Below are 11,444 nucleotides of genomic sequence, written 5' to 3'. Positions count from 1 at the left end.
GCCTAGGGGCAATTTACTCTTTGTTGCTCGGTTTTTACTTAGCCCACTAGGTTACAAACCTCACGCCGCGATTAAATCGCCCCTAGATTGAACAAATTTTAATCCTGAAAGGTCAACAGGCCCTAAAAATTTGATTCACTAATAATGCACCTAACATTATGCCAGCCCCAATACTTAACCTAACTATGTCAGCGTCTCGGTTCCAAATAAGCACGTTAACAATAATCCCAGCCGGAATGAGTAAATTATTCATAACAGCCAGTGCACCCACATTGACAAGCGTTGCGCCTTTATTCCACATAAAGTAACCAAGGCCAGATGCTACAACGCCTAGATAAATAAGTATGCCCCATTGTGTTGATGTGCTTGGCAGCTTATTTGCGTTGCCAAATAAGGCATAACATACACTCGCGACAATTAATGCGCCGATAAAAAACCAGCCAAATACGGTTTTATCATCAAGCTGATTGTTCATCATTAAGCGTTTATAGGTTACTTGGCCTACAGCAAAACTTATATTTGCACCTTGAACTAATAATAAGCCGATTATGAAATTGCTATTTAGATTTTCGTAACGAATGGTAATTGCACCGATTACCGCAATAAGTGCGACTATAAAAAAGCGTGGGTTAAAATGTTTGTTTAATGCATCATTTAGCAGTGTAATGTACAAAGGAGTCATTACTGTAAATAGCAGTACTTCGGGAACGGTTAAAAATAAAAAGGAGTGGTAGTAAAAGCTATACATAACACCAAGTTGTATGGCGCCAATCAGCATGAGCTTTAACGCTTGCGGCCTAGGAGTTTGCTTAAACTTTAAAAAAGGCAAAAAGATTAATGTTGCCAGTGCGATGCGTATTAATACGCTAAACCATGCATCAACCTGACCTGCTAAATACACGCCAATTAAACTAAACGAAAATGCCCAAAGTAAAGTTACTGCAAATAAGTACCGCATAGTCATCATCTTTAAATAATTAATGACAGCAGTTTATCTGTTATATGTGAGGGTATAAACAATAAAAGCCCGCAAGCGGGCTTTTATAAAAGTGAGCTTAATAAATTAAGTTATTTACTCAACTAAACCACGGCGCTTAAGTAATGCGTCGGTAGTTGGTTTTTGACCTCTAAACTCAATGTAGCTTTGCATTAAGTCGCGGCTGTTACCTTTTGATAGGATTTCTTTACGGAACTTGTCACCATTTTTACGTGTTAAGCCGCCGTTGTTTTCCATATGTGCAAAGGCATCTGCTGCAAATACTTCAGTCCATAGGTACGCGTAGTAACCAGCTGAATAACCGCCTGCGAATGTATGACTAAAGAAGTTTGACTTATAACGCGGTGGTACAGGGTAGTAAGCAATACCGTGTTTTTCTAATGCATCTTGCTCAAAGGTTTGAACGTCAGTTACTTTTTCATCAGAACCAAATGAATGCCACTCCATATCAAGTAATGCAGCAGCTAAATACTCAGTAGTACCGTAACCTTGGTTGAATTTTTGCGATTCAAGCACTTTATCAAGTAACGCTTTTGGAATTGGTTCACCCGTTTTGTAATGCTTAGCGTAGTTAGCAAGTACCGTTGGTTCGATCATCCAGTCTTCGTTTGCTTGTGACGGAAATTCAACAAAGTCACGCGCAGTTGCAGTGCCCGCTAAGCTTGGGTATTTAACATCTGAGAATAAACCGTGTGCAGCATGACCAAATTCATGGAACATAGTAGACACTTCATCAAACGTCATTAACGTAGGCTCGCCTGCTGCTGGTTTTGGAATGTTTTGCGCATTATAAATAACCGGTTTAGTGCCTTTTAAGCCACTTTCGCTTACGTATGCACTCATCCATGCACCGCCACGTTTACCTTCACGTGCGTAAGGGTCTAAGTAAAATAAGCCAATGGCACTGTTATCAGCGTTAAATACTTCATACACAGTTACGTCTTCATGATAAACAGGCAGGTCTTTACGCTCTTTAAATGTAATGCCGTAAAGTTTATTCATTGCGAAGAATAAACCGTCGTGAATTACCGACTGCATCTCAAAGTATGGCTTAACAAGTGCAGGGTCTAAATTGTACTTTTCTGCTCGTACTTTTTCAGCATAAAAAGTCCAATCCCATGGTTTAAGCTCAAAGCTTTCGCCAGAATCGTTAATTACTTTTTGAATGGCGGCAGCTTCTATTTTCGCTTTTTCAACTGCTTTTGGTGCAAGATCATCTAAAATGCCATATACATTATCAGTGGTTTGCGCCATACGTGATGTCATTACATAAGAAGCCCAATCTTTATAGCCTAAAAGCTCAGCTTTTTGAGCGCGTAGGTTGGTTTCTTTGATAATGATAGGGCCGTTAGTTTTTGCAGCACGGTTTGCAGAAGCTTTAAAAACTTGCTCACGTAAGTCGCGGTTTTCAAGGCTGCTTAAAATTGGCTGTTGCGTTGTATTTACTAGCGTGATCATGTAGCCGTCTTTGCCCGCTTTTTTAGCAGAAGCTGCAAGACCGGCAATTTCACCTTCAGAAAGACCCGCTAATTTGCTCTTATCAGTAACTAAAATAACGTCTTCTTTGTACGATTTTAAAATGTTCTGTGAAAACGCAGTCGATAGCTGAGCTAGCTCTGAGTTAATTTCACGCATTTTAGCTTTTTCAGCATCGTTTAATTTAGCACCTGCTTTTACAAACTGCTTGTAGTAAAAATCAACTAAGCGTTGATCTTCTGCGTTCAATTTATCTTGGTTGTCGTAAATTGTTTGTACGCGTTTAAATAATGCACCATTTAAGTAGATATCATCTGAGTGAGCCGATAATACAGGCGCCATTTTTTCATCAATGCGTTGGTACTCATCATCTGAGATCAAGCCAGATAAGTTATAAAATGCGGCTGATACACGATTCAATAACTCGCCTGACAGCTCCATTTCAACTAATGTGTTTTCAAATGTTGCTGGAGCTGAGTTATTAGCGATAGCTTGAATTTGCGCTGTGTGTTGTGCAATGCCTGCATCGAATGCAGCTTCGTAATCTTTAGTGCCAAACTTATTAAACTCAGGGGCCATGTACTGTAATGGGCTTGGTTTAAATAAAACATTGTTTGCGTTAATATCTTGCACTTGTGCAGTGTCTTCTTTTGCCGTGTTTTTTGTTTCATCTGATGAACAGGCAGATAGTAATAGGGTACTAGCAATAGTAGTGGCGATCAGTGTCTTACGCATAATAACTCCATAGAAAGATTAGCCGGAATAGGCTTTGCGAGTTGAAAAACACAGCTAACTTATCAAATTTTGATTTATATACAATAAAGTTTATCGGTATTAAGCGCTATTTGGGCGCAAATTAACTAATAATGAGCATTTAGAAGGAAAAGCAGCCCTAAATAATATTATTTGAGCTACTTTAAAATATAAAAAAGGAGGTTGTTTGTGTATTAGGAGTTAACTACGGCTAAAGTCATAAAGAGTTAATAAATTGTACATAAAGCATATGTTGAACTTATTAACTGCACGTTTTAGTTATATTATAGCGCGCTAATTTAATGTTAAAATCTTACTTTATAGCGACTTAATTTAAAGCGCTCCTGCTTATTTGGAAAATAAATGACGTTAGAATACATAAACCAAATTCTCGCCTTTGTTGTATTTAGTTACAGCGATGTACACATTACCGTAGCCAAGATAATTAAAGTGCCTTTAATACTCTTTGCTATTTGGTTTATTGTTACGCGTATTGGTAAGTTAATAAAAAAAACCTTATTGGCAAAAAAATTAAGTCCAGACGCAGTGCATTTATTTACACGTATCTACTTTATTATCAGTATCGCTATTTTGGTTTTTACATCCTTAGAAGTGCTTAGCATTCCTGTTACTGCATTTGCATTTGTATCGGGTGCTATCGCTATTGGTGTTGGTTTTGGTGCGCAAAATATTATCAACAACTTTATAAGTGGTTGGATACTTATGTGGGAGCGGCCAATTCGTATTGGTGACTTTTTAGAAGTCGGTAATGCAAAAGGAGTCGTAGAGACAATAAATACGCGCTCAACACGTATTCGCCGAAACGATGGTGTGCATATGCTTATTCCCAATAGTCAGCTATTAGAAAACACGGTGACTAACTGGACATTAATTGATGGTAATGCACGTTCAGCCGTAAGTGTGGGGGTTGCTTATGGATCAGATGTGTTGCTGGTTAAAAAATTAATTCAGCAAGTGCTCGATGATCACGAAGCTATATTAGGTGATCCAAAGTCGACGGTATTATTTGATGACTTTGCTGATAGCTCACTGGTGTTTAATGCTATTTTTTGGGTGTGTGCAGAGTCTGAAACTATGCTCAGAAAAGTACGCAGTGATATTCGCTTTAGTATTTATGCCGTATTTGAAGAGCATGATGTTGTCATCGCTTTTCCTCAAAGAGATATTCATATAGACGGTGAGATTGCATTTAAGCGTAGCTAAAAACATTTCGTCATTAAAAATAGCAAAGCCGCTACGTGCGGTTTTTTATTTTTAATTTTCGTTATAAAAACCAAACTCGCTACTTTAATAGCCGCTTTCCAAGGAAGGACATATGTCCTCTTTTTCGTGCTTTTAGACGCTAAAGTGTATGAAAATGGCGTGAATTGTAGTTAAATGTTACAAAAAAGTTTACAATTTTATGCAGTAAAATTATTTGGCAGTGGTATAATCTCCAGCGTTCGTTCAGCCTTATCACATCGTTTTTGTACTCTCGATAATAAGGTCCGCGCAGCATATAGCAAGACGCGAAAAATTGGCCGAGCCCGCAACTTACCTCCATGGTATAAATTGCGCAACACATAAACCGTTGAATAAGAGTGCACACAAAAGGTTAAACCCAACATGAAAGCAATGAAAAGATCTACGTTAGCGACCCTAATCAATGCAACGTTGTTCTCTGCAGTAGCAGGTACTTCATTTTCTTCTTTAGCTGCGCAAGAAACAGCTAAAAAAAGTAACCAATTAGAAGTTATTCAAGTCACAGCTCGTAAACGTGTAGAAAACGCACAAGAAGTTCCTGTCGCAGTATCTGCACTGCAAGGTGATAATCTTGACGCCTACAGCTCAGCTGGTATGGATATTCGTTTTTTAAATGCAAAAATTCCAAGTTTATCTATTGAGTCTTCATTTGGTCGTTCATTCCCACGCTTTTATGTTCGTGGTTTAGGTAATACCGATTTTGATTTGAATGCATCACAACCTGTTTCTCTTGTAGTTGATGAAGTAGTTCAAGAAAATGCTATTTTAAAAGGTTTCCCTGTATTTGATGTTGAACGCGTAGAGGTTTTACGTGGACCACAAGGTACATTGTTTGGCCGTAATACACCGGCTGGTCTTGTTAAGTTTGATACAGTTAAACCAAGTCAAGAGTTTGATGGCTATGGCTCTGTTTCTTATGGAAGTCGTGGTGCTATAGATACAAGTGGCGCTGTTGGCGGTGCTTTAACAGATCGCTTATCTGCTCGAGTGTCTTTATTATGGCAAGACAAAGATGATTACATTGATAACCAAGCGCCAGGCTTTGAGGCTAAAGATGAGCAAGGTGGATACACTGAAAAAGCAGCGCGAGTTCAATTTTTATACGAAGGCGATGACTTCAGTGCTTTATTAAACTATCACACACGTGATTTAGATGGTTCACCCATTGCCTTTCGTGCAAACGTAATTAAACCAGGTACTAACGAGTTGGTCGATAATTTTGAAAACGATGTTGTTTATCAAGATGCGGCATCACGCTCTACTCAACAAGTAGAGTCTGAAGGCGTAAGTTTAAAGCTTGAATGGGAACTTGAAAACCACACAATTACGTCAATTTCTGCTTGGGAAAGTGCTGAAATATACTCACGTGGTGATATCGATGGTGGTTATGGTGGTTACTCTATTGATAGTGTTGCCGTTAATATGGGACCTGGTTTCATCCCTTTCTCTTCAGAAAGTGCCGATGGTATTCCTGATCACGACCAGTTAACGCAAGAGCTACGTTTATCAAGTAATTTCGATGGCGACTTAAATTATCAAGTGGGTGTATTTTACTTTGATGAAGAACTAACAATTGAAAACTTTAGTTACGATACATCAAGTAATGGCACTTTAAATGGCTTTGTTCGCCAGCAACAAGATACAACTGCTTGGGCTATATTTGGTTCAGTAGATTATACTTTTACTGATGATTTAAAAGTAACAGCGGGTCTTCGTTACTCTGATGATGATAAAGATTTTGTAGCTGACCGTACACTTAGCCCAATTGGTGGTGGTGCTTTACTTGTAGAGCGTGATGTAAGTGATGACCACGTTAGCTGGGATTTATCTGCAAATTACAAAGTAAACGATGACGTTAACTGGTACGGCCGTATAGCAAACAGCTTCCGCGCACCGAGTTTACAAGGTCGAATTTTGTTTGGTGATGATGTAACAACAGCTGAATCAGAAACAGTAACGTCATACGAAACAGGTATTAAATCAGACGTTTTAGACGGTCAAGGCCGTGTTAATGCAACTGTTTTTTACTACACAATGGACGACCAACAACTTACTGCCGTTGGTGGTGGTGCTAACTTTAACCGTTTAGTGAATGCAGATAAAACGACGGGATATGGTTTTGAGTTAGATACTCAATGGGTATTAAGCGATGAATTCAATGCATCATTTAACTTAAGCTACAATAAAACAGAAATTAAAGATAACGGTTTAGCTGTAGCCGTTTGTGCTCAATGTAAAGTTACAGACCCAACTTTCCAAGTCGCAGGTGCATTTGGACCTGAAGATCGCGCAATCCTTAATGGTAACAGCTTACCGCACGCACCAGAGTGGATCTCGAACTTTACACTTCGTTATACTAAAGAGCTTGCCGATGGTAACTTCTTCGCTAGCGGTGATATTTCTTACCGTAGTAAAATCAATATGTTCCTTTATGAATCAGTAGAATTTGAAGGTAAAGAACTTGTTGAAACAGGCCTTCGTACTGGTTACACATGGTCTGAAGGCGACTACGAATATGAAGTTGCTGCCTTTGTTCGTAACTTATTTGACGAGCAGCAAGTAATTGGCGCAGTCGATTTTAATAACAATACAGGTATTGTTAATGAAGAACGCTATGTTGGTGCTGAATTTAAAGTTAACTTCTTCTAAAGATAACCCTAAATTATATTAATTTTTAAAAGCCTGCCTTGTGCAGGCTTTTATGTTTTTATAAAGCTGGTAAAGTAGCGCTAATTAATTTAATGGGATAAAACAATGGCTGGATTTTGGAATTACCGTGTGATTTTTTGTGAAGCGACTAAAGATGAAGCAGCACAGTACCAAATACACGAAGTAGAATATAACCTAAATGGTAAAGTAATTAATTGGTCTGAAACGGGGGCTGCGCCTTTTGGAACAACGCTTGATGAATTAAAAGATGACTCGGAGCGCTTAAAAACAGCATTTGAAAAACCGGTGCTTAAAGTCGTGCGAAAAGCACGTGGTTATGAACTTGTTGATATTGAAACGGGTGAAGAAGCTATCGGTGAGCCGCCAGCTGGTTTAACTGAATAATACCAATTTTATAAAAAACATGATCATTCTAGCGTATTAAATAACTCACTAACTACGTTAAAAATTATTTATATAGAACAATATGTATCATAATTTTAGCCTTGTTATTGCACTATTTTCTTATCGCTATAATAGATCACTAATTTAATGCAATTGGTATAATGTTAATGATAGAGGTGCTTAAAGCGCCTTTTTTATTGCCAAAATTTAGCTCAAGTTAAATAACCTGAACTCTGGACAATAAATCTATCTCAAGCAGCTATTTTCAGCGCTAACTGCGTTGAATTTACTTGCAATAGGCCCGCTATTGACGCGTAAATTCGCCTTGCTTTCACTGAAAATCTCTGGATAGAGAAAATAAATTTAAATATCACTATAATTCAATATGTTAGTAAATGTCTTAACCAGAGTTCAGGTTAAATAAGGAATAAGGATGACTTTAAAAGCAATATTATTTGATATGGACGGCACATTAGTCGATTCAGAAAGTATGCACTTTGTATGTTGGAGTAAATTACTTAAGCCTTATGGCGTTAGTTATGCAGAAGATGATTTTTGTCAGCGTTTTTCAGGTCGTCCGACTTTAGAGGCCGCAATTGAAATTAAACAAGAGCATAACTTATCAGTAACCGCACAATTTTTAGCAGATGAAAAATACCGCTTGTTTGGTGAATATGTAATAACACATTTACCAGCGCTTATGCCATTTACTGAGCAAACCTTAAAGGCGGTAAAAAATAGTGGACTTAAAATGGCGTTAGTGACAGGCAGTGCTAAAAGTGAGGCCATACCAATACTCAAAGGTTTAGGCTTTTATGAATTATTTGACACGGTTGTGACAAAAGATGATGTAGTGAATCCAAAGCCAGCAGGGGATCCTTACACTCTCGCGCTTAAGCAGATAAATATACAGGCAGGCAATGCAATTGCTGTTGAGGATACATTCACCGGCGTTACGGCGGCCAACAATGCCTCTTTACGTGTTGTCGCTATTGCTAATAAACATACTCAAAGCCATGACTTTAGTCATGTTACATACTGTATGAATAACTTAGGTGAGTTTTGGCAATGGGTGCAATCTCAACTATAGTTTAAGCCAACTTTTCTAGCTTGGATGCGCCAATAATGACGATTAAATACATGCTTTTAATTATAGCGGTACTTTTTACGCAATGTATAAGTGCAGCACAACCGTCTGTTTTATTAGCTAAAGTATACGACGAAACTAAGCATTACGAGGTCAGTCAGTATTTAGTCAGTGAAAAGTTTGATGGCGTAAGAGCCATATGGACTGGCACTGAGTTTGTTACTCGTAAAGGTAATATTATAAATGCGCCGAGTTGGTTTACAGCCCCTTTACCAAATATATGGCTTGATGGGGAGCTTTGGGTAGAGCGCGAAAACTTCGCACTGGTGAGCGGCATCGTAAGAACAAAAAAACCTAATAACCATGATTGGCAAACAATTACTTATAAAGTATTTGATATGCCTGATGCAGCTTTGCCTTTTAGTATTCGCTACCAAAATTATAGTAAGCTTATTACTCGTTTAAACGCCCCTCATATTGATGCAGTCGAGCAATTCCGCTTTGCTAATAATGAACAGCTCACCAAGTACTTCAAACAAACCACTCAACAAGGCGGCGAGGGTGTAATGCTTCATTTAGCCTCTGCTAAACATAGTTCAGGGCGCAGTAATACATTATTAAAGTTAAAGCCTTATTTGGATGCTGAAGCGGTGGTGATTGCACATCTACCAGGTAAAGGTAAGTATCAAGGCATGCTAGGTGCATTAAGGGTAAAAACAGCACAAGGGCAGGTGTTTTCTATAGGTACTGGGTTTAGTGATGCTGAGCGCTCCATTCCGCCCGAGATTGGCAGCACTGTAACGTATCGGTTTCATGGCTTAACAAAAAATGGTTTGCCGCGATTTGCCAGTTTTTTACGAGTAAGAGATAGTTTATAGCGTTTATAATTTTCACAAAGTGTGCTAAATTGCGCGGCCTTTTTGGTAATGTGTGGTGAAGTATGTTTGTAGGTTTTGATTACGGTAGTTCTAATTGTGCTATGGGTGTAATGAACGAAGGTAATGTTCAATTGGTACCGCTAGAGCAAGGGAAGCATTACTTACCGTCTACACTTTACACTCATCACAGTGCGCTGGTGGTTGATTTTGTTGCTAAGCATTTACATGGCACGGCTCACGAACACGACTTTATATCGCAACGCCAAGCCCTTTTAAATACCTTACCCCGTATTAAGTCAGATCTTGATTTACATCCCTCAGATGACACCCTATTTATTGGTCGTGAAGCGATTAGCGAGTACGTGCAGTTTCCTGAAGAAGGCTATTTTGTTAAATCCCCTAAATCATTTTTTGGTGCAACAGGTTTAAAACAAGGTCAAATTAACTTTTTTGAAGACATTGCTACGGCAATGATCTTAAAAATTAAGCAGCGCGCTGAGCACTCTTTAGGCAAAATGCTGACACAAACAGTGATTGGTCGCCCGGTAAATTTTCAGGCCGTTGGTGGTGAGCAATCAAATCAACAAGCCGTGGGTATTTTAGAGCGTGCGGCCAAACGTGCTGGTTTTAAAGATGTTGCCTTTTTATATGAGCCACTTGCCGCAGGTATTGATTACGAAAGTGATTTGACACACGATCAAAAGGTACTTGTTATAGATATTGGTGGGGGCACAAGTGACTGCTCATTTGTACAAATGGGGCCAAGCTTTAGGGGCAACAGTGAACGTGATACTGATTTTTTAGCGCACAGTGGTAAACGTGTTGGTGGAAATGATTTAGATATTGCACTGAGTTACCACGGCTTAATGCCATTACTGGGGTTAGGTAGTACGTTTAAATCGGGATTACCATTACCAAATCAGGCATTTTGGCAAGCGTGTAAAATTAATGACGTAAACTTACAAAGCCAATTTTATAGCGAAAGCCATACCCGTGAGCTAAATGCACAATTACGTGACGTAAGTGCACCAGATCTTTATAAACGTTTAATGCATTTACAGCAAAATAAACAAGGTCATCAGCTAGTACAGCAAGGTGAGGCTGCAAAAATAGCCCTTTCATCAGCAAGCGAATTTAACTGTGATTTAAGTTTTTTAGATAAAGATCTTTATAAAAATCTATCAGTGCACGATCTATCTGTTGCGGTAGAGAGTAGCATTAGTCAAATTGTGACGCTTGCTAAACAAGCCATCAGTGACGCTGCAACTATCCCAGACGTTATTTATTTAACAGGTGGTAGTGCACAGTCACCTTTAATTAAAGCCGCGTTGAGCGAGCATTTAGGTGATATAAAAATGGTTAATGGAGATCACTTTGGTAGTGTAACTGCTGGCCTAACTAAATGGGCCAGCATGCTTTATAAGTAGCTTAAAAATTTATATATCTATTTGTCGGGTTGCGAGGTATTTTTCGTAATCTGGCAAAGTACGTTCAAGCTCAACGTCCATAAGCGGTGAGCTTAATAGCATATCAGCACTGACCTCATTACACGCCACGGGTATATTCCAAACAGCCGCTAAACGAAGCAATGCCTTAACATCAGGATCGTGAGGTTGCGATGCCAACGGATCCCAAAAAAATATCAAAACATGTATTTCATGTTCTGCTATTTTTGCTCCTAATTGTTGATCGCCACCCATTGGGCCACTTAAAAGTTGAATTACATCAAGACCAGTGGTTTTTTGGATTAAATGCCCCGTCGTACCGGTGCCATACAAAGTGTGCTTGCTTAGTATGCTTTTGTGTTTTTCACACCATACTTTTAATGCTGCTTTTTTACCGTCGTGGGCAACTAATGCGATATTTTTTTGCGCGGGAAGAGACTGTCTTTTTTGTTCCATGTTGATTCTTTTTTTTAGTTAACCAAAGTGCAGGT

At 38.8% G+C, this 11,444-nt stretch carries 9 protein-coding genes; 6 read left to right on the top strand and 3 right to left on the bottom strand.

Features of this window, described 5'->3' with window-relative positions:
- Window positions 1–112: 112 nt before the first annotated feature.
- Window positions 113–958: a carboxylate/amino acid/amine transporter gene (locus H5119_RS00570; RefSeq protein WP_182700819.1), complete on the bottom strand. Its 846-nt coding sequence runs from the start codon at window positions 956–958 to the stop codon at window positions 113–115.
- Between the two features lie 114 nt (window positions 959–1,072).
- Window positions 1,073–3,208 (bottom strand): M3 family metallopeptidase, encoded by a 2,136-nt coding sequence (locus H5119_RS00565; RefSeq protein WP_182700818.1) that lies wholly within the window; start codon window positions 3,206–3,208, stop codon window positions 1,073–1,075.
- A gap of 381 nt (window positions 3,209–3,589) precedes the next feature.
- Between H5119_RS00565 and H5119_RS00560 the strand changes: the two genes are divergently transcribed.
- The 6 genes from H5119_RS00560 to yegD all read left to right on the top strand — a co-directional run bounded on the left by H5119_RS00560 (window position 3,590) and on the right by yegD (window position 10,935).
- Window positions 3,590–4,450, top strand: coding sequence for a mechanosensitive ion channel family protein (locus H5119_RS00560; RefSeq protein WP_077537350.1), 861 nt, complete (start codon window positions 3,590–3,592; stop codon window positions 4,448–4,450).
- 402 nt (window positions 4,451–4,852) lie between these two features.
- On the top strand, window positions 4,853–7,138 hold the full coding sequence (locus H5119_RS00555; RefSeq protein WP_182700817.1) for a TonB-dependent receptor: 2,286 nt from the start codon (window positions 4,853–4,855) through the stop codon (window positions 7,136–7,138).
- Between the two features lie 105 nt (window positions 7,139–7,243).
- Complete coding sequence (locus H5119_RS00550; RefSeq protein ID WP_182700816.1) at window positions 7,244–7,543, top strand: hypothetical protein; 300 nt, start codon at window positions 7,244–7,246, stop codon at window positions 7,541–7,543.
- Window positions 7,544–7,976: 433 nt separating this feature from the next.
- The gene (locus H5119_RS00545; RefSeq protein WP_182700815.1) at window positions 7,977–8,633 is read left to right on the top strand and encodes an HAD family phosphatase; all 657 of its coding nucleotides are present in this window, start codon (window positions 7,977–7,979) and stop codon (window positions 8,631–8,633) included.
- A gap of 32 nt (window positions 8,634–8,665) precedes the next feature.
- The gene (locus H5119_RS00540) at window positions 8,666–9,508 is read left to right on the top strand and encodes a DNA ligase (protein ID WP_077538964.1); all 843 of its coding nucleotides are present in this window, start codon (window positions 8,666–8,668) and stop codon (window positions 9,506–9,508) included.
- Window positions 9,509–9,570: 62 nt separating this feature from the next.
- Window positions 9,571–10,935 carry a molecular chaperone gene (gene yegD, locus H5119_RS00535; RefSeq protein ID WP_182700814.1) on the top strand — a complete coding sequence of 455 codons (1,365 nt, stop codon included), beginning with the start codon at window positions 9,571–9,573 and terminating at the stop codon, window positions 10,933–10,935.
- A gap of 9 nt (window positions 10,936–10,944) precedes the next feature.
- On the opposite strand, the gene H5119_RS00530 is transcribed toward yegD, so the two are convergent.
- Complete coding sequence (locus H5119_RS00530) at window positions 10,945–11,409, bottom strand: methylglyoxal synthase (RefSeq protein WP_077537355.1); 465 nt, start codon at window positions 11,407–11,409, stop codon at window positions 10,945–10,947.
- Window positions 11,410–11,444 lie beyond the last annotated feature (35 nt).

This window comes from Pseudoalteromonas sp. SG45-5 (assembly GCF_014164085.1).
GTDB classification, from domain to species: Bacteria; Pseudomonadota; Gammaproteobacteria; order Enterobacterales; family Alteromonadaceae; genus Pseudoalteromonas; species Pseudoalteromonas aliena.
This window is presented reverse-complemented; position numbering and strand designations above follow the sequence as displayed.

Excerpts from the sequence above, each read along its gene's own strand:
- H5119_RS00570 (WP_182700819.1), bottom strand. The coding sequence starts at position 958 with ATGCGGTACTTATTTGCAGTAACTTTACTTTGGGCATTTTCGTTTAGT.
- H5119_RS00565 (WP_182700818.1), bottom strand. The coding sequence starts at position 3,208 with ATGCGTAAGACACTGATCGCCACTACTATTGCTAGTACCCTATTACTA.
- H5119_RS00560 (WP_077537350.1), top strand. The coding sequence starts at position 3,590 with ATGACGTTAGAATACATAAACCAAATTCTCGCCTTTGTTGTATTTAGT.
- H5119_RS00555 (WP_182700817.1), top strand. The coding sequence starts at position 4,853 with ATGAAAGCAATGAAAAGATCTACGTTAGCGACCCTAATCAATGCAACG.
- H5119_RS00550 (WP_182700816.1), top strand. The coding sequence starts at position 7,244 with ATGGCTGGATTTTGGAATTACCGTGTGATTTTTTGTGAAGCGACTAAA.
- H5119_RS00545 (WP_182700815.1), top strand. The coding sequence starts at position 7,977 with ATGACTTTAAAAGCAATATTATTTGATATGGACGGCACATTAGTCGAT.
- yegD (WP_182700814.1), top strand. The coding sequence starts at position 9,571 with ATGTTTGTAGGTTTTGATTACGGTAGTTCTAATTGTGCTATGGGTGTA.
- H5119_RS00530 (WP_077537355.1), bottom strand. The coding sequence starts at position 11,409 with ATGGAACAAAAAAGACAGTCTCTTCCCGCGCAAAAAAATATCGCATTA.